22 protein-coding genes and 1 pseudogene are annotated in these 22444 nt (G+C 42.3%); 20 read left to right on the forward strand and 3 right to left on the reverse strand.

All coding sequences use genetic code 11. The annotated features are described in order from the left end of the window. The first annotated feature begins 7 nt into the window (after positions 1-7). Both cydS and chrA read left to right on the forward strand, forming a co-directional pair. Positions 8-112: a cytochrome bd oxidase small subunit CydS family protein gene (cydS, locus tag KW850_RS34260; RefSeq protein WP_420490078.1), complete on the forward strand. Its 105-nt coding sequence runs from the start codon at positions 8-10 to the stop codon at positions 110-112. A 155-nt stretch (positions 113-267) separates the two neighbouring features. Then, a complete protein-coding gene (gene chrA / locus KW850_RS10960; protein WP_218347611.1) occupies positions 268-1452 on the forward strand; it encodes a chromate efflux transporter in 1185 nt (394 codons plus the stop codon). An 85-nt stretch (positions 1453-1537) separates the two neighbouring features. Here chrA and KW850_RS10965 read toward each other — a convergent pair whose 3' ends face one another. The 3 genes from KW850_RS10965 to KW850_RS10975 form a co-directional block, all read right to left on the reverse strand. After that, entirely contained in the window at positions 1538-2284 is a 747-nt protein-coding gene (locus KW850_RS10965) for an amino acid ABC transporter ATP-binding protein (protein WP_218347612.1), read from the reverse strand. 15 nt (positions 2285-2299) lie between these two features. Continuing rightward, on the reverse strand, positions 2300-2959 hold the full coding sequence (locus KW850_RS10970) for an amino acid ABC transporter permease (RefSeq protein WP_218347613.1): 660 nt from the start codon (positions 2957-2959) through the stop codon (positions 2300-2302). A 65-nt stretch (positions 2960-3024) separates the two neighbouring features. Further along, positions 3025-3801, reverse strand: a complete 777-nt coding sequence (locus KW850_RS10975; protein WP_218347614.1) for an amino acid ABC transporter substrate-binding protein — start codon at positions 3799-3801, stop codon at positions 3025-3027. A 335-nt stretch (positions 3802-4136) separates the two neighbouring features. Here KW850_RS10975 and KW850_RS10980 point away from each other — a divergent pair, with 335 nt between their 5' ends. The 18 genes and pseudogenes from KW850_RS10980 (at position 4137) to hisD (ending at position 22432) form a co-directional block, all read left to right on the forward strand. Beyond that, complete coding sequence (locus KW850_RS10980; protein ID WP_218347615.1) at positions 4137-4508, forward strand: ArsR/SmtB family transcription factor; 372 nt, start codon at positions 4137-4139, stop codon at positions 4506-4508. Beyond that, positions 4447-4671: pseudogene (locus KW850_RS10985) on the forward strand (cation transporter); the annotation flags it as partial. The gene KW850_RS10980 and the pseudogene KW850_RS10985, both read left to right, overlap by 62 nt. Before the next feature lie 272 nt (positions 4672-4943). Then, positions 4944-5918, forward strand: coding sequence for a cation diffusion facilitator family transporter (locus KW850_RS10990; protein WP_218347617.1), 975 nt, complete (start codon positions 4944-4946; stop codon positions 5916-5918). A gap of 318 nt (positions 5919-6236) precedes the next feature. Then, positions 6237-6521, forward strand: coding sequence for a YhdT family protein (locus KW850_RS10995; protein ID WP_218347618.1), 285 nt, complete (start codon positions 6237-6239; stop codon positions 6519-6521). Then, a complete protein-coding gene (gene panF / locus KW850_RS11000; protein ID WP_218347619.1) occupies positions 6518-7969 on the forward strand; it encodes a sodium/pantothenate symporter in 1452 nt (483 codons plus the stop codon). Before KW850_RS10995 ends, panF begins: the two co-directional genes overlap by 4 nt. A 123-nt stretch (positions 7970-8092) precedes the next feature. Then, the gene (locus KW850_RS11005; protein ID WP_218347720.1) at positions 8093-8311 is read left to right on the forward strand and encodes a DUF2198 family protein; all 219 of its coding nucleotides are present in this window, start codon (positions 8093-8095) and stop codon (positions 8309-8311) included. A gap of 219 nt (positions 8312-8530) precedes the next feature. Then, on the forward strand, positions 8531-10510 hold the full coding sequence (gene uvrB / locus KW850_RS11010; protein WP_218347620.1) for an excinuclease ABC subunit UvrB: 1980 nt from the start codon (positions 8531-8533) through the stop codon (positions 10508-10510). Between the two features lie 7 nt (positions 10511-10517). Then, entirely contained in the window at positions 10518-13391 is a 2874-nt protein-coding gene (gene uvrA / locus KW850_RS11015; protein WP_218347621.1) for an excinuclease ABC subunit UvrA, read from the forward strand. Between the two features lie 320 nt (positions 13392-13711). Then, positions 13712-14026, forward strand: coding sequence for a magnetosome magnetite crystal formation protein family (locus KW850_RS11020; RefSeq protein WP_218347622.1), 315 nt, complete (start codon positions 13712-13714; stop codon positions 14024-14026). A gap of 40 nt (positions 14027-14066) precedes the next feature. Continuing rightward, positions 14067-15176, forward strand: a complete 1110-nt coding sequence (locus KW850_RS11025) for a DUF4097 family beta strand repeat-containing protein (RefSeq protein ID WP_218347623.1) — start codon at positions 14067-14069, stop codon at positions 15174-15176. 16 nt (positions 15177-15192) lie between these two features. Beyond that, positions 15193-15558 carry a phage holin family protein gene (locus KW850_RS11030; protein WP_218347624.1) on the forward strand — a complete coding sequence of 122 codons (366 nt, stop codon included), beginning with the start codon at positions 15193-15195 and terminating at the stop codon, positions 15556-15558. A 310-nt stretch (positions 15559-15868) separates the two neighbouring features. Continuing rightward, the gene (gene hprK, locus KW850_RS11035; protein ID WP_218347625.1) at positions 15869-16804 is read left to right on the forward strand and encodes an HPr(Ser) kinase/phosphatase; all 936 of its coding nucleotides are present in this window, start codon (positions 15869-15871) and stop codon (positions 16802-16804) included. Positions 16805-16824: 20 nt separating this feature from the next. Next, positions 16825-17643: a prolipoprotein diacylglyceryl transferase gene (gene lgt / locus KW850_RS11040; protein WP_218347626.1), complete on the forward strand. Its 819-nt coding sequence runs from the start codon at positions 16825-16827 to the stop codon at positions 17641-17643. Positions 17644-17758: 115 nt separating this feature from the next. Then, the gene (ppaX, locus tag KW850_RS11045) at positions 17759-18403 is read left to right on the forward strand and encodes a pyrophosphatase PpaX (protein WP_218347627.1); all 645 of its coding nucleotides are present in this window, start codon (positions 17759-17761) and stop codon (positions 18401-18403) included. Positions 18404-18407: 4 nt separating this feature from the next. Next, on the forward strand, positions 18408-18941 hold the full coding sequence (locus KW850_RS11050; protein WP_218347628.1) for an acyltransferase: 534 nt from the start codon (positions 18408-18410) through the stop codon (positions 18939-18941). Between the two features lie 398 nt (positions 18942-19339). Next, the gene (locus tag KW850_RS11055) at positions 19340-20512 is read left to right on the forward strand and encodes an ATP phosphoribosyltransferase regulatory subunit (protein ID WP_218347629.1); all 1173 of its coding nucleotides are present in this window, start codon (positions 19340-19342) and stop codon (positions 20510-20512) included. Beyond that, on the forward strand, positions 20505-21149 hold the full coding sequence (gene hisG / locus KW850_RS11060) for an ATP phosphoribosyltransferase (protein WP_218347630.1): 645 nt from the start codon (positions 20505-20507) through the stop codon (positions 21147-21149). Before KW850_RS11055 ends, hisG begins: the two co-directional genes overlap by 8 nt. Next, positions 21146-22432, forward strand: coding sequence for a histidinol dehydrogenase (gene hisD / locus KW850_RS11065; RefSeq protein ID WP_218347631.1), 1287 nt, complete (start codon positions 21146-21148; stop codon positions 22430-22432). Before hisG ends, hisD begins: the two co-directional genes overlap by 4 nt. Positions 22433-22444: the final 12 nt, after the last annotated feature.

Below are 22444 nucleotides of genomic sequence, written 5' to 3' on the forward strand. Positions count from 1 at the left end.
ATGGGACTTGTTAGATAATTTCTTGCTTTTTTATGCTCCATTTCTTGTGCTGATTGCGTCGATTGCCGCAGCGTTTTGGGTCGCTCTGAAAGATGATTCTATAACCAAGTAATTTTTTTATCTAGTAAAAAGGAGAAGAGCCAATAAGGTTCTTCTTTTTATATAGAAGTTAAAAAATTGTTAAATTTTGAGTTCGGGTGTTCCTGAAAGTTGTATAATTATCATGATGAAAATTGCCCCTTCGTAGATAATTGGAGGAATAGTGTTGTGTCTCAAAACTATGGTAAGTCACTGATTGAAATATTGTTAGTCTCGACTAAACTTGGTTTAACATCATTTGGCGGACCAGTCGCACATCTAGGTTACTTTTATGAAGAATATGTTCAAAACAGAAAATGGATCGATGAAAAAGGTTATGCGGATTTAGTTGCTTTGTGCCAATTTTTGCCGGGCCCTGCTAGCAGTCAGGTTGGAATTGGAATCGGAGTGATAAGAGGTGGCTTCCTGGGCGGGATTTTAGCGTTTATTGGTTTTACCACTCCCTCTGTCATTGCCTTGATTCTATTTGCAATGATTCTACATGGCTTGGAAATAAATGATAGCGGCTGGATCCATGGGTTGAAAATCGTTGCGGTAGCAGTCGTGGCCCATGCTGTTTTAGGCATGGCACAAAAACTAACCCCTGATATCGAGAGAAAAGCGATTGCTTTATTCACGTTGGTAGGTACGCTGTTATGTCAGACAGCCTACACTCAGGTCGGTCTGATTTTATTAGCGGGAGCGGCCGGTTTGCTTATTTATAAAAAACACGAGGTAGATAGGGATGCTACCACGATTGATTTTCCCATTTCTAAACGTTTTGCTGTCGTTTGTTTGATATTGTTTTTCGGGCTTCTAGTTCTTTTGCCTCTTTTAAGAGAAGTAACTTCAATTAAGTGGATTGCTTTGTTTGATAGCTTTTATCGGTCGGGCTCATTGGTTTTTGGCGGAGGTCACGTAGTGCTTCCATTACTTGAACGTGAATTTGTCCCATCTGGGTGGTTAAGTAAAGAAGAGTTCATTAGTGGATATGGCGTGGCTCAAGCCGTACCAGGACCGCTATTTACTTTTGCTGCTTATATTGGGACCGTCATAAATGGTTGGAAGGGGGGAATCCTAGCAACAATTGCTATTTTCTTACCAGCATTCCTGCTTGTTTTAGGAACACTGCCTTTTTGGAACCTGCTGCGACAGAATCCTAATATAAAAGGAGCATTGATGGGAGTAAATGCAGCTGTTGTGGGAATATTGATTGCAGCCTTCTATCATCCGATCTGGATGAGTTCCATTTTAGCCCCTATTGATTTTGCTTTTGCTGCGATCTTATTTGGTATGTTGGTATTTTGGAAACTTCCGCCGTGGGTTATTGTGTTTACTGGAGCTGTAGGTGGTGTAGTTATCTCCTTAATATAAACCAATCCCTCTTATTAAAGAGGGATTGGTTTAAGAATAATACTTTTTAAATAGTTTTCCCTTTTTTGGGGGAACGGGTTCTAAATCATTTTAAACTGCGTTTCAAGAAAGCCTTCGTGCGTTCATTCTGAGGATTCGTAAACAGCTCCTCAGGCGAACCGGATTCAACAATTTCCCCGTTATCCATGAAGATAACTCTATTTGCTACTTCCTTGGCAAAGCCCATCTCGTGTGTTACCACAATCATGGTCATGTGTTCTTCCGCCAGATCCTTCATAACTTGCAACACCTCGCCAGTTAATTCCGGATCCAAAGCAGATGTTGGCTCATCAAAGAGCAAAATTTCTGGATTTAACATAAGCGCCCGGGCGATAGCTACTCGTTGTTTCTGCCCGCCTGACAGTTTTGCAGGATAGGCTGCGGCCCGGTCAGCTAGCCCTATTTTCTCAAGAAGCTCACTGCTTCTTTGTTGAATTTTAGCAGCCGATTCCTTTTTCAACAATTTTGGAGCGATCTCCAAATTTTCTTTAACGGTCAGATGTGGAAAAAGGTTAAAATGCTGAAAAACCATCCCCATTTTAGCATTGATCTCTTTGATTTCCTGCGGCTTCGCATAGACGCCGTCCTTTACTAAATGATTACCGGAGACACAAATCGTGCCATCGTCTATTTTTTCTAGATGGACCAAACTCCGTAGCATCGTACTTTTTCCAGAGCCGGACGGACCAATGACAGCTACCACATCGTTTTTATTTACATCAAAGGTAATCCGTTTTAAGACTTCTAAATTACCGTACGATTTTTTGAGATTAGATATTTCAATGACAGCCATTTTCACCACTCCTTCCTATTCAAATTTGAACCGTTTTTCGAACCCTTTAAAGACCAGGGTTAACAGGAGCGTCATGATCAAGTAAATGATCCCTGCTACGAAGAAAGGCACAATGGTAAAGTCTCGATTGACCGCTGTTTGCGCAAAATGAAGCAATTCAGGCACAGCAACGGCATAAAGGAGTGCAGTATCTTTCACTAATGTTACGGATTCGTTCGCGACAGCCGGGAGGGCAATCCGGAACATTTGCGGCAGGATGACCCTTGTCAATGTCTGCCATCTATTCAGACCAAGGACTTGTGATGCCTCATATTGACCTTTATCAATCGCAAGAAGTCCACCGCGAAAGATTTCAGCAAAATAGGCGGCATAGTTTAAGATGAAACCGATACAGGCCGCAACAAAGCGGTCCAAGACTAAATATTCACCAATGACAGGCAGCATCGGCAGCCCGAAACAAATAAATAACAGTTGAAGTAAGAGCGGTGTGCCGCGCATCACGTAAATATATCCCTCGGCAAGCATGGAGAGAGGTTTAAAACGGCTGCCGACAGCTAGTGTTAAAACAAACCCGAGGGGAATGGATACGACAATTGCAATCAAAAACAAGAGGATGGTCATCTGAGCCCCTTCGAGCATGGGTTTTAGTATGGTAATAAGATAATCAAAAGACATGAAAGGTTTCCTCCAAAAACAAAACAGGGTTCCCAGAGGAAACCTGTTTTATCTTATATTCGGTATTACTTTAGTACTTTATTTTCGCCAAACCACTTTTTCGAAATTCCTTCGGCTGTGCCATCTTCGTTCATTTCATCAAGTGCTTTTTGCAGATTTTTAAGTAATTGATCATTTCCCTTTTTAACGCCAATTCCGTATTCTTCAGGGGCCAGTGATTCATCAAGGATTTTGAAGGCTTCTTTTTCTTTCGTCATGTAGTAATCAATGACAATCTCATCAATAACAACCGCATCTAACCGGCCGCTCTTTAAGTCAGTCAATGCTTGGACATTGTCAGCAAACTCGGTAACTGTCTTAATTTTTGCCTTAATTGGTGAAGCCTCTAATGCATCAGCTGCTGAAGATAGTGTTTGCAAGCCGACAACCTTACCAGTTAAATCATCTAATTTAGAAAGCTTTGAATCTGCCATCGTAACAACTACTTGAGCATTTTTTAAATATGGTTTCGTGAAAAGAACTTTCTTTTTACGTTCGTCGGTAATAGTGTATCCGTTCCAAATAAGGTCAATCCGTCCACTGCTAAGTTCCGCTTCCTTTGTGCTCCAATCGATTGGTTGAAACTTAACCTTTTTCCCCATTTTTTCGGCTGCTGCGCTGGCGTAGTCAATGTCAAAACCAACAATCTTGTTATTCTCATCGCGGAAGCCCATTGGTGCAAATTTATCATCGATTCCAATCACCAATGTGTTGTCCTTTGCTTCAGATGACTTAGAAGAGCATCCTGTAATAATGGTGAATGCCGCTGCTATTACTAAAAACATAGTAACCAACCGTTTCATATTCAATCTACCATCCTATCTATTCATTATTTTACTTTAGTACGTTACCGTATTATTACTCTAACATATTATAACGCTATAATATTAATTAAGACAATAGTCAAGCTAATAGTGGGAATATTGAAAATTTTAAGCAGGTACAGTTTTCATTAAACCACAAAAAAAGAGCGACTCTACTCAAAAAATCCTGTCACACAATAGGAACCATTTGAATGTTCTATAAAATAGGAAATACATCAATATTTTTAAGTAAAAAAAGTTCAATAATCATTGACATTCAAACCGTCATTTGAATATTATATATTCAAATGAACATTTGAATGAAGGTGATCAGGATGAAAGAGCGTGATATTTGCGAGGTTACCTGTGTGGATAATGAGAAAACCACTCGGGTCCAACAGCAGCTTGAAAAGGATACGAGTATCACTGAAGTGACCAAGCTATTTAAAGCATTGTCCGATGAGACACGCTTGAAAATCGCTTATTCCCTTACACTTGAAGAGGAGTTATGCGTCTGTGATGTCGCCAATATAGTTGGAGCGACCACAGCTACGGCTTCTCATCATTTGCGTCATTTAAAAAACCTGAGGCTCACGAAATATCGGAAAGAGGGTAAGCTTGTTTATTATTCCCTAGACGACGATCATGTTAAACAATTACTTCATATTGCAATTGCCCATCAGGAGGAGGTGGCCAGTCGTGAGTGAGACAGTTGAAAAACAAGTCTATCGAGTTCAAGGCCATTCTTGAACAGGTTGTGCGGCAAAGTTCGAAAAGAACGTACAACACCTGGATGGTGTCGTTGACGCAAAAGTTAATTTTGGAGCAGCAAAGCTCACAGTCTATGGAACTACTACCTTAAAAGAAATATTACATTATCATTAGTTGTTAATTTTTTAGCCCTTTTTCTGAGCTGGCTAACATTATGGATTGCTATTTTTGCCGATATGGGCGTGACGTTATTCGTTCCCTTTACTGGTTTACGGCTTTTAAGAGTAAAAGACTAGGCAAATCGGACGTGTGCTTAAGTGGCGTGTATCGAATAATAAAGATTAGAAAACACTAGCCTTAATCGTAATATTTTCGGTTTAGAAAGAGATAAATAAAAAAGCCGTTTGGAATTGGCTTTTGGGGGGATAAACATGGGTCATCACCATCACGGACATTCACATGGACATTCACATGGACATTCACATGGACATTCACATGGACATTCACATGGACATTCACATGGACATTCACATACGAGTAATAAAAAAGCATTATTGAGTTCCTTCCTATTAATATCGGCGTTTATGGTCGTCGAGGTAATCGGTGGTATCTTAACAAACAGTTTGGCGCTTTTGTCAGATGCAGGGCATATGCTGAGTGACGCGGCCGCATTAGGACTAAGCTTTTTTGCGATTAAGCTCGGTGAGAAACAGGTGTCGAAAGAAAAAACATATGGCTACAAACGGTTCGAAATTATCACTGCAGCCTTGAATGGAATTACACTAGTTGTTATTTCTATCTTTATCTTTTTTGAAGCTTTTCAACGCTTTTTCAATCCACCAGAGGTGCAAAGTACCGGAATGCTGATGATATCAATCACAGGCCTGCTGGTGAACATCGTTGCTGCTTGGATATTAATGAAGGGTGATAAGGAAGATAACCTAAATGTCAGGAGTGCCTTTTTACATGTTCTTGGTGATATGCTGGGATCGGTTGGCGCGATAGTTGCCGCCCTGTTGATTATGTTTTTCGGCTGGGGGATTGCTGACCCTATCGCAAGTGTTATTGTTGCCATCCTAATTCTCTTAAGTGGATACAGGGTCACAAAGGACACGTTCCATATCTTGATGGAGGGTGCACCAGCGCAGATTGATATCAATCATGTGAAAGACGAACTTAAAAAGATTCCATTGGTGAAGGAAGTCCATGACCTGCACATATGGACCATCACCTCGGGTTATTCTGTATTAAGCTGCCATATTACCATATTAGATAACGGAATTCACGATGACATCCTCTCACAATCCCAGCGGATCCTTCACGACGAATTCCACATCGAACACAGCACCATCCAAGTAGAAAAAGAAGCAAACGGCTGCCCTAGCCCGCATGGAACATGTAACTAAATGCTTGTATCTGTATTGGGGTACTGTTGGAGTAGTTATTGGAGCGGTTGTTGGTGCCTGACACCATTCGTGGACACTTGTCTGTTTTGGGAGGACGATAGTAGTGGGAGATATAGTGGCCACCAGAGGCGGACGAATCCCTAAATGTGTCTTTCTTTGGTGCCTGACACCATAATCACTAAACCTATCCGTGAAGAGGATAGGTTTTTTCTTTGCGCGTTTTTTCTTTTTCCGCTAGGATTAAATTGGTTATTTTTTCTTGAATGGTTAAAAATAACATGAATATGTTGGAGTGAGTTTGCACCTAGGAGGAGTACAATGAAGAATAGTCATTATCCGCGGGACAAGCGGTTCAAAATTGCGCATAGAGAAGCCGTGATTGGCATTATCCTTGTTTTGATTAATTTTATTTGGTGGTACGGCTTTGCCTATGGGCTCGGATCTGCCAAAGTAGATCATTACACCTACATATTAGGTTTACCCGCTTGGTTCTTTTACAGCTGTATTTTAGGATCGATTGTCATAATTATTCTTGTTATTTTTACGGTAAAGTTTTTATTCAAAGATGTTCCGTTTGAAGAGGAAGAGGGTGAGCGCAAGTGAATTGGGCGGTCATTACTCCTCTCTTGATTTTCTTAGTCATTATTTTTGCTGTGGGCATGTGGTCAAACAAATTCGTCATTAAATCTCATTCTTTCTTAGAGGAGTATTTTTTAGGGGAGCGTCAAATGGGCGGGTTTATTCTTGCCATGACAATGGTGGCAACGTATGGCAGTGCCAGCAGCTTTATCGGCGGACCCGGGATCGCATATACCCAAGGGTTGGGATGGGTCCTGCTTGCCGCGGCCCAGTTAGCCACCGGTTATTTCACCTTAATGGTGCTAGGGAAGAAATTTGCGATCATTTCCCGTCAGTATAAGGCTATTACCCTAATTGACTTTTTAAAAGAGCGATATAAAAGTAAAGCAGTCGTATTAATCTCAGCTGCAAGTATCATTATTTTTCTGTTTTCGTCCATGACCGCGCAATGGATTGGGGGAGCGCGTTTAGTAGAAAGTTTAACAGGCCTGCCCTATACAACAGCACTATTAATCTTTGCCTTTTCCGTCCTTATCTTTGTGATTGTCGGCGGCTTTCGTGCGGTTGCAATCACAGATACGATTCAAGGGGTGGTAATGTTTGGGGGGACCTTAATCCTATTAATCGCTACCATTAAAGCGGGTGGAGGAGTCCCAAAAATTATTTCAGATTTAGCAGCAGAAAATCCTAACTTAATCAGTCCCTTCGGTGCCGATCGTAGTTTAACGCCCGCATTTGTATCTTCTTTTTGGATTTTAGTAGGAATTGGTGTCGTTGGTCTGCCGCAAATTGCAGTCCGAGCAATGTCTTATAAAAATTCCAAGGCGATGCATAATGCAATCATCATAGGTACAATTGTGGTTGGGTTTATTATGCTGGGTATGCACCTTATTGGTGTATTTGCAAGACCTGTACTCCCAGGTGTGAAAATTGGGGATACTGTAATGCCGCTCTTATCAATGAAAGTACTCCCTCCCTATGCCGCGGGCATTGTTCTCGCTGCACCGATGGCAGCGATCATGTCGACAGTAGATGCCTTATTAATTTTAGTCAGTTCAGCATTGGTCAAGGATGTATATTTAAATTACATCAAGCCGGATGCAGAGAACGACCATATCAAAAAGGTTAGTTTTACAGTGACTGCGGTGATTGGGATTGTAGTGATTCTTCTTTCCTTGAGTCCACCAGATTTAATCGTATGGCTGAACCTGTTCTCATTTGGGGGATTAGAGTCCGTCTTTATCTGGCCGGTTATTTTAGGATTGTACTGGAGTAAGGGGAATAAGTATGGTGCTATCACTTCAATGATTTTAGGGCTGGGTTCCTATATTTTATTGGATCAATTTTATCCGAATCCATTTGGTTTACATACAGTAGTCATGCCCATTATCCTTTCCTTCTTAGGATTTGTGCTAGTAAGTGCAGTTACTCAACCCAAGGAAGGGATTATGAGTGTTAGGGCGGACAAATAAGGTGAGACATATGATAGGCAATTTTTCTATTATTTTTGTTGCAATTTGGTGAATTAATTTTTAGAATAAATTAACAGAAATTAATTGAATGAGGTGTACTTATTGGAAACCGTAATTCGATATATGTCAGCACTTATTCTTCCAGGGCTGCTCGTCTTGCTTTTTACACGGGTTACATACAACCGAGTCATCGGGCTTATCTTAACTGTAGCCCTGATTGCCACGTCCGTATATAAAGGATATACCAACTCTTTTATGGTTATTGTGGTCGATGCTTTCTCGTTAACTGCAGGTTTTTGGATTGCTGATAAAATGAAGCAAAGGGTATTGAAGAAGACCTAGACAATGAAACAATTATGTGAGTCTGTCAGAAAAATGGCAGGCTTTTTTGTTTTATTTCGCTAAAGTCGAATATTCGTTCGCATATTATTGGTTTGTTTTTAGGGGAATGTGGTAGAATGTTAATATGAATTTTAGAGGATACACTTTCCAGCAACCATCCCGGTCTATTATTGAAGTACATATGCTGAAAAGTGATTGATTTTACGGGAGGGAAAAATCGTGAAAGATCAATTTGAATTAGTGTCAAAGTACTCGCCCCAAGGGGATCAGCCTGAGGCGATTAGACAATTAGTTGAGGGGATTAGGAACAATAAAAAACAACAGACACTGCTTGGTGCCACAGGTACGGGTAAAACATTTACGATTTCCAATGTGATTAAAGAAGTAAATAAACCAACGCTTGTCATTGCACACAACAAGACCCTAGCAGGTCAACTCTACAGTGAGTTCAAAGAATTTTTTCCAAACAATGCCGTTGAGTATTTTGTCAGTTACTATGATTACTTTCAGCCGGAAGCTTACGTTCCACAGACAGATACCTTCATTGAAAAAGATTCAAGTATCAACGATGAGATAGATAAATTGCGTCACTCTGCGACTTCTTCGTTATTCGAACGCAAAGATGTGATTGTTATTGCTTCGGTTTCCTGTATTTATGGTTTGGGTTCTCCTGAAGAATATCGGGAAATGGTGTTATCCCTTAGAACAGGAATGGAAGTAGAGCGCAATCAGCTGCTGCGCCGTTTAGTCGATATCCAATATGACCGGAATGATATTGATTTCAAACGGGGAACTTTCCGGGTCCGTGGAGATGTTGTTGAGATTTTCCCTGTTTCTCGAGATGAGCATTGTCTTCGTGTCGAGTTTTTTGGCGATGAAATTGATCGGATCCGTGAGGTCGATGCGCTCACAGGAGAGATCATTGGCGAACGAGAACATGTGGCAATTTTTCCAGCCTCCCACTTCGTAACAAGGGAAGAAAAGCTGAGAATAGCAATTGCGAATATTGAAAAGGAACTAGAAGAACGCTTAGAAGAATTACGAGCGGACGATAAATTGCTCCAAGCACAAAGGCTAGAACAACGGACTCGCTATGATCTTGAAATGATGCGTGAAATGGGATTTTGCTCAGGAATTGAAAATTACTCACGCCATTTAACATTAAGAGAAGCTGGGTCAACGCCTTATACACTGCTTGATTATTTTCCAGAGGACTTTTTGATGGTAATTGACGAGTCGCATGTAACCTTGCCACAAGTAAGAGGAATGTTCAATGGGGATAAAGCACGGAAACAGGTGCTTGTCGATCATGGCTTTCGTCTGCCATCAGCGCTTGATAACCGGCCATTAATGTTTGATGAGTTTGAAAAGCATATTCACAATATCATCTATGTTTCGGCCACACCTGGTCCCTATGAACTCGAGCATACACCAGAAATGGTTTCGCAGATTATCCGCCCCACAGGACTCTTGGATCCAACCATTGAAGTCCGTCCAATTGAAGGGCAAATTGATGACTTGATTGGTGAAATTCACGAACGGGTTAGGAAAAATGAACGGGTGCTTGTGACTACGCTGACGAAAAAAATGTCTGAGGACTTAACAGATTATCTGAAGGAAATCGGCATTAAAGTTCAATATTTGCATTCAGAGGTTAAGACGCTCGAACGAATCGAAATTATTCGTGAACTTCGCCTAGGAAAATATGACGTTCTTATCGGAATTAACCTGCTACGGGAAGGGCTTGATATCCCAGAGGTTTCGCTGATTGCAATCCTTGATGCAGATAAAGAAGGCTTCCTCCGTTCTGAACGATCGTTAATCCAAACGATCGGGCGTGCCGCCCGGAATGCCCAAGGACATGTCATCATGTATGCAGACAAAATTACGAATTCAATGGAATTAGCGATAAGTGAAACGAAACGCCGTCGTTCCATCCAGGAAGAGTATAATCGCAAGCATGGCATCACACCAATGACGATTCAAAAGGATATCCGCGACATCATCCGTGCCACCCATGCAGCTGAAGAGCAGGAAGCGTATAAGCCAACTGCATCCTTCAGTAAAATGTCGAAGAAGGATAAAGAAAAACTGATTGCAACAATGGAAAAAGAAATGAAGGTCGAAGCCAAAGCGCTAAATTTCGAACGTGCGGCCGAACTTCGTGATTTAATTTTGGAACTAAAAGCGGAAGGATGACGGAACAATGGCAATGGAAAAACTGATTGTGAAAGGCGCCAGAGCCCACAATTTGAAAAATATAGATGTCACCATTCCGAGAGATAAGCTTGTTGTCTTAACGGGACTTTCCGGGTCTGGAAAGTCGTCGCTCGCCTTTGATACGATTTATGCCGAGGGACAAAGACGTTATGTTGAATCCCTTTCTGCCTACGCACGGCAATTCCTTGGCCAGATGGATAAACCGGATGTTGATGCCATTGAGGGTCTTTCCCCGGCCATCTCCATCGATCAAAAAACAACAAGCCGTAACCCCCGTTCGACGGTTGGTACGGTGACAGAGATTTATGATTATTTACGTTTATTATTTGCAAGGGTTGGGCATCCAACCTGTCCGATTCATGGAATTGAAATCTCCTCACAAACGATTGAGCAGATGGTCGACCGGATTTTGGAATTTCCAGAGCGGACAAAAATGCAAATCCTTGCCCCGGTGGTATCAGGCCGGAAGGGAACACACGTGAAGGTGCTTGAAGATATTAAAAAACAAGGATTTGTCCGTGTCCGTGTGGACGGGGAAATGCTCGACCTTGGTGATGAGATTGAGTTGGAAAAAAATAAAAAGCATTCCATTGAAGTAATTATTGACCGGATTGTCGTCAAGGAAGGGGTTGCAGCAAGGATTGCCGATTCCCTCGAGACAGCCTTAAAGCTAGGCGAAGGGAAGGTCATTGTTGATGTAATTGGCCAGGAGGAGTTGCTGTTCAGTGAAAATCATGCCTGTCCGCAATGTGGTTTTTCAATTGGAGAACTGGAACCACGGATGTTTTCTTTCAACAGTCCTTTTGGCGCTTGCCCAGAATGTGACGGTCTTGGTTCTAAGCTTGAGGTTGATGTTGACCTTGTCATCCCAAATCGCAATCTGACACTAAAGGAGCACGCAATAGCCCCGTGGGAACCAACAAGCTCACAGTACTACCCACAACTCCTTGAGGCAGTATGTGATCATTTCGGCGTCGATATGAATATACCAGTCAAGGATATCCCTGAACACTTGTTGGAAAAAGTACTCTATGGTGGGGGCCGTGAAAAAATCTATTTCCGCTATGAAAATGATTTTGGTCAGGTTCGTGAGGGCAATATTGAATTTGAAGGCGTCATCCGCAATGTCGAGCGCCGTTACAAAGAGACAAGTTCGGATTACATCCGTGAGCAAATGGAAAAATATATGGGTCAGAAGCCATGTCCAACCTGTAAAGGCTATCGGTTAAAAAAAGAAACCTTGGCCGTGTTAATTAATGGCCGCCATATTGCCCATGTCACCGACCTTTCGATTGAAGAAGCGCATCAATTTTTTGCAGAATTAAACCTGTCTGAAAAAGAGATGCAAATTGCCAAATTAATTTTCCGTGAAATTAGTGAAAGGCTTGGCTTTTTAATTAATGTCGGTCTCGATTATTTAACACTGAGCCGGACGGCTGGCACCCTTTCCGGTGGTGAGGCCCAACGGATCCGCTTAGCCACGCAAATCGGTTCGCGGTTAACCGGTGTTCTCTATATTTTGGATGAACCGTCCATTGGGTTACATCAGCGCGATAATGACCGCTTAATTGGGACGCTGCAAAACATGCGTGATATCGGCAACACCTTAATTGTCGTCGAGCATGATGAAGATACCATGATTGCTGCCGATTACTTGATTGATATTGGTCCGGGTGCTGGGGTTCATGGCGGGGAGGTTGTTTCAGCAGGAACACCTGCAGAAGTGATGGCTGACCCCAATTCTTTAACAGGCCAATACTTATCCGGGAAAAAGTTTATCCCTCTGCCGCTTGAACGGCGTAAACCGGATGGCCGCTTTATTGAAATTAAAGGAGCAACGGAAAACAATTTAAAAAATGTCAATGTGAAGCTGCCGCTTGGGATGTTTATTGCTATTACGGGTGTGTCTGGATCAGGGAAAAGTACCCTTATTAACGAAATCCTACATAAATCCTTGGCACAAAAGCTTCATCATGCAAAAACTAAGCCCGGTGAACATAAGAGTATTAAAGGTATCGATTATTTAGAGAAAGTCATCGATATCGATCAATCGCCAATTGGCAGAACACCGCGTTCGAATCCCGCTACGTATACAGGGGTTTTCGATGACGTTCGTGATGTGTTTGCGAACACAAACGAGGCGAAGGTCCGCGGTTATAAAAAGGGACGCTTCAGCTTTAATGTGAAAGGCGGACGCTGTGAGGCATGCCGTGGCGATGGGATTATTAAAATTGAAATGCACTTCTTACCGGATGTATATGTGCCATGCGAAATTTGTCATGGCAAGCGCTATAACCGTGAAACCCTTGAAGTAAAGTATAAAGGTAAAAACATTTCTGACATTCTGGATATGACTGTGGAAGCCGCTGTTGAATTTTTCGAAAACATACCAAAAATCAGCCGCAAGCTGCAAACCATCCTCGATGTCGGTCTTGGTTATATCACACTTGGCCAGCCGGCAACAACTCTATCTGGAGGGGAAGCCCAACGTGTCAAACTTGCTTCGGAACTGCACCGCCGTTCACAAGGGAAATCTTTCTATATACTAGATGAGCCAACAACAGGTCTTCATGTAGACGATATTTCGCGTTTGCTTGTTGTGTTGCAGCGCTTAGTTGAAAATGGCGACACGGTTCTGGTGATTGAGCATAACCTTGATGTCATAAAGGCAGCTGATTATCTTGTTGATCTAGGCCCTGAAGGCGGCGACAAAGGCGGAACAATCGTCGCAACCGGAACACCAGAAAAAGTGGCGGAAGTCCCTGAATCCTACACAGGAAAATACTTAAAGCCAATCCTTGATCGTGATCGACTCCGGATGAAAAAGCAAATTGAAGATAAGAGTGCCATAAAAGCATAAGAAGTATGGAAGAGCTGAAATTCATGAGAATTTCGGCTCTTTTTTTATGGAGTCTTTAGATTCGTAACTCCGTTGATTGTGGTGATTGGCGGAATAATTGGGTGAAACGGCGGAATAAATTCAGAGTTTGACGGAATAAAATCTAAGATTGGCGGAATTCCGTTTCATGTTGGCGGAATTCCGGCTCCAAATGGCGGATTCCGTATTACATGTGGGTATTTACGGCAGTGACCAACGGAGTGCATTTTTATTTATCAAAAATACGAAACTTTCTAGATTCGTTTTTCGTAAATAAGGGAATAAAGGAGTTGAGCGCAGAAATGGAGGCAAGAAAAGTTTTGTCAAGTTTGTGCTATTTTAGTATTTTTTTCGCAGGCTTTCTATTTCCACTAATCGTCTATTTTGTTTCGGGCGATGAAGTGACAAAAGCACATGCAAAAAAATCACTACTATCACATTTAATTCCATTAATCCCTACAGCATTAATGGTTTTTACAATTTTAAATGATATTTTTACAATGCCCGATAGAATCTCTGTAAGTACGATTATAAGTCTGGTCCTATTATTGCTCACGTGGTGTATTGTTGTCATTTGGAACATAATCAAAGGCGTAAAGGTATTAATTTCTGAATAAGCTTGAATGAGACAAATTTATGATTCTGAGGTGAGTAATGATGAAAGAGGAAAAAAAGCGGATTTTAAAAATGGTGGAAGAAGGAAAGTTAACCGTCGACGAAGCTGTCACATTGCTGGATGAATTAGAAAAGGCAAAACAAACGATGGAAGAGAAGCAAGCGGAGATTGTTCATGAGCTCTCCACAGCAGTAAATTTTGAAGAGGCCAAGAAGGAAGATCCTTTCCAGGCGAAATTCCAAACGACAAAGGAGAAGATTTTTGATTTTGTCGATTCAGCATTGAAAAAAATCAAAGATTTTGATTTTGATTTGAACTTTGGTCATTCCGTCGAGATCTCCCATATTTTCCACCAAGGTGATGTAGACCTGAAAGAGGTCGATATTGACGTGGCGAATGGTTCCGTTAAAATTGCCGCATGGGAGCAATCGGATGTAAGGATTGAGTGCCAAGCAAAGGTATTTCGGGTTGAAAACTCGGACCAAGCAAGACAGAACTTTTTAAGAGATACTATTTTTTCAGTTGATCAACAAAAATTACGTTTTATGACGCAGCAAAAATGGATGAAAGTAGATTCAACCATTTATGTGCCGAAAGCTCAATATGATCGGATGCGGATCAGAATATTTAACGGGGCTGTCACCGGAGAAGAAATGAATGTCGATGACCTAAGAGTAAAAACGGCGAATGGGAAAATAAATCTTGACCGTGTTTATGGAAAAAAAGCAGAGGTTGAAACGGCAAATGGAAAAATTAATATAACTAACAGTGTGATTGATGATCTCGAGGCAGAGACTATTAACGGGGCAATTAAACTCGATGGTGATTTCAAACGGGTTGAAACCCAGTCTTTTAATGGGAATATCAGCTATCATCTCAGCGGAAAGCGAACGGAGTCGATCCAAGTCAAAGCGACAACTGGTGGGATCGACCTCTTCATCCCAGATGGCCTGCCAGTAAATGGGGAATTGAAAACAAATCTTGGCGGATTTAATGTGGAACTCGTGGGTGTTCAAGTGCTTGAGGAGAAAAGTGAAATGATTCAAAAATCGCTTCGCTTTAAATCCATTAATCATCCTGATAAAATGATGAAGATTTATGTAGACACCAAAACGGGATCCGTTGCAATTCATAAATCACAAGAAAATTAACTAGGAGATGCCGAAAATGAGATGGCTGATTGGATGTTTGATTAATGCGGTGTTGTTTATGGCACTAGCGGGTTATTTTCACGAAAGTTTTCAACTAACAGGATTCATGGCCGCACTTCAGGCAAGCATTTTATTGTCCATCTTAAATCTTTTGGTACGCCCGCTCCTGATTCTGTTCACTTTGCCAGTGACAGTGTTAACGTTGGGGCTGTTCCTATTAGTAATAAATGCGATTACACTAGAGCTAACAGATTATTTGATGGGCGAAGCCTTTGAGATTTCTGGTTTTGGGATGGCCATCTTCTTTGCCATTCTGATGTCGCTCGTAAACTTGATTATTCAAAAAACACTGCTCCAGCCATCACGGAAATCAAAAGATTAATATTTTTAAGGAAGGGTGTTCACTTAAAAGAGTGTACACCCTTTTTTGTTGGTAAAAACACCCACGTGCAGCCTATCTAATTTTTTAGACATGAAAGTATGGTTATTCATTAAAAAATGCTAAAATAAGTGGAAATGGAATTAAACTATGTTTTTAAATTTTATTACTGTCTAGCTCCAGGCGCCATCGGCTCGATGGTCTACAGCCAATCCGTCATGAAGGTTAAAGGTCAACCTTCCTGCCGGCTCGTCTTATGCTTGTCGCCGATAAGCAGGCGCCTCACGCTTTTCTAGTTAAGGAGGATATTTCCTTGCCAAAAGTACGTACCAAAGATATAGTCGAGAAATTTAATCTTGAATTAGTTAGTGGTGAAGAGGGAATTAACCGTCCCATCACCATGAGTGATATCTCACGTCCTGGAATTGAAATGGCCGGATATTTTGAATTTTACCCAGCGGAACGAATTCAGTTATTAGGTAAAACAGAACTCTCTTTTTTTGAAATGCTGTCCGATGCTGAACGAGCATCTAGAATGGACCGTTTATGCACCGATATCACTCCAGCAATCATTGTCACTCGGGATATCGAGGTACCCATTGAGTTGATTGAAGCTTCCGAACGGGAATCAGTCCCAGTTCTACGAGTGGGCATGAAGACAACACGTTTTTCCAGCCGCCTTACGAATTACCTAGAAAGTAAGCTCGCACCAACGACTGCTGTCCATGGCGTATTGGTGGACGTGTATGGTATCGGGGTGTTGATTACCGGAAAAAGTGGTGTCGGTAAAAGTGAAACTGCTTTGGAATTGGTCAAGCGCGGCCACAGGCTCGTGGCAGACGATTGCGTTGAAATTCGCCAGGAAGATCAGGATACATTAGTCGGAACTTCTCCGGATTTAATCGAGCATTTACTTGAAATTCGCGGCTTAGGGATTATCAATGTAATGACCTTGTTCGGAGCTGGGGCAGTTCGCAGTAATAAACGCATTACCCTTGTTATGAATTTAGAAATTTGGGACTCGAAAAAACAATATGACCGTCTTGGTTTAGATGAAGAAACAATGAGAATCATTGACACGGATGTACCAAAACTGACCATCCCCGTTCGTCCAGGACGAAATCTCGCTGTTATTATAGAAGTAGCATCTATGAATTTCCGTCTGAAACGAATGGGTGTAAATGCAGCCCAGCAATTTACGGAACGCCTGTCTGATGTCATTGAAGACGGGGATCATGACGAGATTTAAAAGGAAGAGGAGATAGAGAGATGAACGAAACGATACAACCGCTGAATCCAATCGCCTTTACACTTGGACCGATCTCTGTGCATTGGTATGGAATAATTATTGGCTCAGGTCTGGCCCTTGCCTTGTACCTTGCTATAAGGGAAGGGAATCGAAGAGGATTAGAGAAAGACACCTTTGCAGATTTAATGCTATGGGCAATCCCGATTGCGATTATTTCTGCCCGGATTTATTACGTGATTTTTGAATGGAAATATTATGTCAATCATCCCGCGGATATCCCGCAAATATGGAATGGCGGCATTGCAATCCATGGCGCCCTGATTGGCTCCGTCCTCACCACCTATGTATTTGCCAAAAAGCGTGGACTCTCTTTCTGGAAAATTGCTGACATTGCGGCCCCGAGTATTATTCTTGGGCAAGCGATTGGCCGGTGGGGAAATTTCATGAACCAGGAAGCGCATGGTGGGGAAGTAACAAGAGCTTTCCTAGAAAACTTACATTTGCCAGAATTTATCATCAATCAAATGTATATTAATGGAGCGTATTATCATCCAACGTTCCTTTATGAATCGCTCTGGGACTTTGCTGGCTTTTTCCTATTACTTTTCCTTCGCCGGGTTAATTTCCGCCGTGGGGAATTGTTCCTTACGTATGTGATTTGGTATTCAGTAGGACGCTTTTTCATCGAAGGCTTACGAACCGATAGTTTAATGCTTGGCAGCCTTCGGATGGCGCAAACCATTTCAATTGCATTAGTGGTGGCTGCACTGATGATTCTGCTCTATCGTCGGACTAAACAGCTGACAGACAGGCGTTATTTAGATCAAGAAAACAGTTAATTGTCAGGTTTATTAAGAGGGTCTTGGTGCAATAGCCCTTTCGCTCATTCTACACCTAAAATTTTTCCTGACCCATTTGGAAACACTCGGGGCTCATTATGAAAGGAAGCTACCTATGTCTAATAAAATAACGACCATTCTTTTTGATTTAGATGGGACATTAATTGATACAAATGAATTAATTATTACAACCTATTTGCATACGCTAGAAAAGTATTTTCCAAGCAAGTACAAGCGTGAGGATGTCCTGCCGTTTCTCGGACCGACGCTGCACGAAGCGTTTGGCAGCATCGACCCTGATCTTGTTGAGGAACTGATTTTAGAATATCGAACCTTTAACATTGCCAACCATGATAAATTGGTACGGGAATTTGTTGGGGTCATTGAAACCGTACAGACCTTAAAAGAAAAGGGCTATAAGCTTGGTGTTGTCACTACCAAACGTCATGATGTGACTCTGAAGGGTCTACGCCTCATGAACCTTGAGGCATTTTTTGAAGTAGTTGTGACCTATGATCATGTCAGCAAGACAAAGCCAGATCCTGAGCCAATTTTTAAGGCGTTGGAACAACTGGACTCCACTCCTGAAGAGACGATGATGGTCGGCGATAATTACCACGATATTTTAGCAGGCAAGAATGCAGGGACGGTAACAGCCGGTTGTGCCTGGTCAATTAAAGGAAGAGACTATATTGCAAAATATGAACCAGATTATATTCTTGAGAATATGGCTGATTTATTAACTATCCTCGGAGAGTGAGAAAATGAGGAATACGACCCGCTACCCAGTTGAAGGAGCGAATTCTTTATGGCATGTCTACAAGACCGTGCCTTTTTGGAAGGTTGTCAAAAATTTTATAGTGATTCAATTGGCCCGCTACACGCCATTTTTGGGGTTGAAAAATTGGCTGTATCGGGTGTTCTTGGGGCTTAAGGTTGGCGACCAAACCTCCTTCGCATTAATGGTCATGCTGGATGTGATGTTTCCAGAAAAAATCAGTGTTGGCCGCAATACGGTGATTGGATATAACACGACCATCCTTGCCCACGAATATTTAATAAAAGAATACAGGCTCGGTCCTGTTGTGATTGGCAGTGAAGTGATGATTGGTGCAAACTCTACCATCCTTCCAGGGGTTACAATCGGGGATGGGGCCATCGTCTCTGCTGGGACTCTTGTCCATAAGGATGTTCCTCCAGGGGCGTTCGTTGGGGGCAATCCAATGCGGGTCATATATACAAAAGAAGAATTGGCTGAGCGCTGGGCCGATGATTCCATTTATGGTCGTAAAAAATAAAATATTGAAATTTTTTAAGTCTGGTTTTCGCAACCAGGCTTTTTTTATAGTAAACTAACTATTAAAATTGTCGTTTCGCGGAAAAATTCAGAAACTTGGCGGAATTCCTAACGTTGTTGGCGGATATACGCAGAGATTTGGCGGAATCTTCCCACAGTTTGGCGGAATTCCATCTTAATCTGGCGGAACCCACCCCGTGGTGGTTTGGTGAATCCATCCCGAGTTAGGCACAATCCCCTTAAATTTGAAGGAAAGCCATCTCAAAAGTTTTTCATTGACGAATACTATCACTAGGGGTAAACTAAAATTACTTTAATTCATTATCACATTAGCAGACTAAAGGATTTGAAAAATTTAAACTTAATAATAAAGTAATCTAACTATAAAGGATGAGCTTGATGAGTCGCTTGTTTATGTTTGAAAAGCCTCTGGGCATGAGAGACACGCTTCCGGAGTTATATGAGAAAAAACACCGTGTCCGCACTTTAATGGAAGACACCATCAAATTATGGGGGTGCCAATTTATTGAAACACCCACACTTGAATATTACGAAACAGTCGGATCGGCATCGGCCATTCAAGATGCCCAGCTGTTTCGATTGCTTGATAAACAAGGACATACATTGGTACTAAGGCCTGACATGACCGCGCCAATCGCCAGAGTAGCAGCCTCGAAACTTTTACAAGACGATATGCCGCTTCGGTTAGCCTACTCTGCCAATGTTTTCCGTGCACAGCAGCGTGAAGGAGGCCGGCCAGCTGAATTTGAACAAATCGGCGTGGAATGCTTAAATGACGAAACGGTTTCGTGCGATGGTGAGGCCATTGCCATGCTCATTTCTTCATTGAAAAAAACAGGACTGTCTGAGTTCCAAGTATCGATCGGACATATTGGCTTTGCCCAAGAATTATTTTTACAAATCCTTGGAACCGATGAGCGAGCTGATTCTTTAAGAAGATTTTTATATGAAAAAAATTATGTTGGCTACCGTGAGAATGTGAACTCTTTATCACTATCATCGATTGATAAACAAAGACTTCTTCAATTCCTTGATTTAAGGGGAGGGATTGAAGTCATCGGCAAGGCATTTGATTTGATTGAAAATGAGCAAGGAAAGCTGGCTCTTTTACAGCTTAAGGAATTATGGGAATGCCTTAACGACTATGGTGTTGAGGATGAGGTGAAGTTTGATTTTACAATCGTCAGTCATATGAGCTACTATTCAGGGATTTTATTTGAAGTATATGCAGGGAATGTCGGCTTTCCAATCGGAAATGGCGGACGGTACAGCTTATTAGAGAAGTTTGGAAAAAAAGCAAGTGCCACTGGGTTCGCGGTGCATCTCGATCGGCTTCTAGAGGCGCTAGGAAACGACGAAGTGGAAAATGCTGTAACCTGTATTATTTTCAGCCAGGAGCGCCGCAAGGAAGCCTTTCAACTAGCTGAAAAGCTGCATGAGGAAGGAAAGCGGACCGCGCTTCAGGATATCAACGGCGTCAAAAATATCGATGCGTATACAAAGAAATTTGCGGATACTACCTACTTACTCGGAGGGCGTGCCGATGAATAATATACTAACAATTGCCATGCCAAAGGGGCGGATTTTTGAAGAAGCGGCTGACCTGCTCAGGAAAGCCGGTTATCAACTTCCGCCGGAATTTGATGATTCACGAAAGTTAATTATTGAGGTTGAAAACGAGGGTCTTCGGTTTATTTTAGCAAAGCCGACAGATGTTCCTACCTATGTGGAGCATGGTGTTGCCGACATTGGCATTGCCGGCAAGGATGTCTTGCTAGAGGAGGAACGTGATGTTTACGAGCTCCTCGACTTACGAATCAGCGCTTGTTATTTAGCGGTAGCTGGTCTTCCTGGGACCAAGATGAATGATGTAGCCCCTAGAGTTGCAACGAAATATCCGAATGTGGCGGAAGCCTATTTTCGTGAACAGGGAGAACAGGTTGAAATTATTAAATTAAACGGTTCGATCGAACTTGCTCCGATTATCGGCTTATCGGACCGTATCGTCGATATTGTTTCCACGGGCCGGACGATGAGAGAAAATGGTCTTGTTGAGTATGAGCGGATTGTCGATGTCACTTCACGACTCATCGTTAATCCTGTCAGCTACCGCATCAAGGATACGAAGATTGATGAACTGGTCACCCGGCTTAGTAAAGTTGTCTCGATGGAGGTTAATGAAAAATGAAAATAGTAAAAGTAAATGACCTCGTCTCGATTAAGCGATCGATTGAGTCAGGTACCTCCAGACAGGTAGAGGTGGTAAAAGAGATAATTGCAGCGATTCGTACTCGCGGCGATGAAGCATTACGGGAATATACAGAGAAATTCGACCGCGTTAACTTAGCCCTCTTTTCCGTCACTGAAAAAGAAATAGAGGCTGCTTACGAGCAGATAGATGAGCGTTTTATAGCGATTGTTAGGGAAGCAGCTGACAATATTCGCACTTTCCATGAAAAACAGCTGCGGCCTTCATGGATGACGACCGAGGAAAATGGAACCGTCCTAGGTCAAAAAATCACTCCGCTCGATTCAGTCGGGGTATATGTGCCAGGCGGAACCGCCGCCTACCCATCCTCCGTTCTGATGAACGTACTTCCGGCGAAAGTAGCCGGTGTGAAACGGATTGTGATGGTATCACCACCGGATGACCAAGGTCAATTACCCGCTGCCGTCCTTGTTGCGGCGAAGGAAGCAGGCGTTGAAGAAATTTATAAGGTGGGAGGGGCCCAAGCGATTGCGGCACTTGCCTATGGAACCGAATCGATTCACTCTGTCGATAAAATTACTGGTCCCGGAAATATTTATGTTGCATTAGCAAAACGAGAAGTTTATGGGGATGTTGACATTGATATGATTGCCGGTCCAAGCGAGATTGCGATTTTGGCAGATGAAACGGCAAGACCAGATGAGGTTGCGGCCGACCTATTATCACAGGCTGAGCACGATCCACGCGCCTGCAGTGTTCTCGTTACACCATCGAGTGTCCTGGCCGAAGCGGTTGCCGTAGAAGTCGAAAAGCAACTAGAACAACTGCCGCGAAAAGACATCGCCGCCCGTTCGATTGCAGATTATGGTGCCATTTACCTAACGGAAACCATCGAGGAAGCGATTGACACCGTCAATCAATTAGCGCCAGAACATTTAGAGATCATCACTGAAAATGCGATTGAACTGCTTGGAAAAATTCGACACGCAGGTGCGATCTTTATCGGCCGTTATAGCTCTGAGCCGGTTGGTGACTACTTTGCGGGTCCTAATCACGTTCTTCCTACAAATGGAACGGCACGTTTTTCGAGTCCGTTGAATGTGGACGATTTTCAAAAGAAATCAAGCGTGATTATCTATAGCCAAAAAGCGATAGAAGAAAATGGTGCTAAAATTGCGGAGTTTGCTCGTAAGGAAGGGCTCGAGGCCCACGCACGGGCAGTTGAATACCGCTTAAAAAATGACGGAAAATTATCGTATTGACAATATATAGGG

The sequence above is a fragment of the Bacillus sp. sid0103 genome (assembly GCF_019219025.1).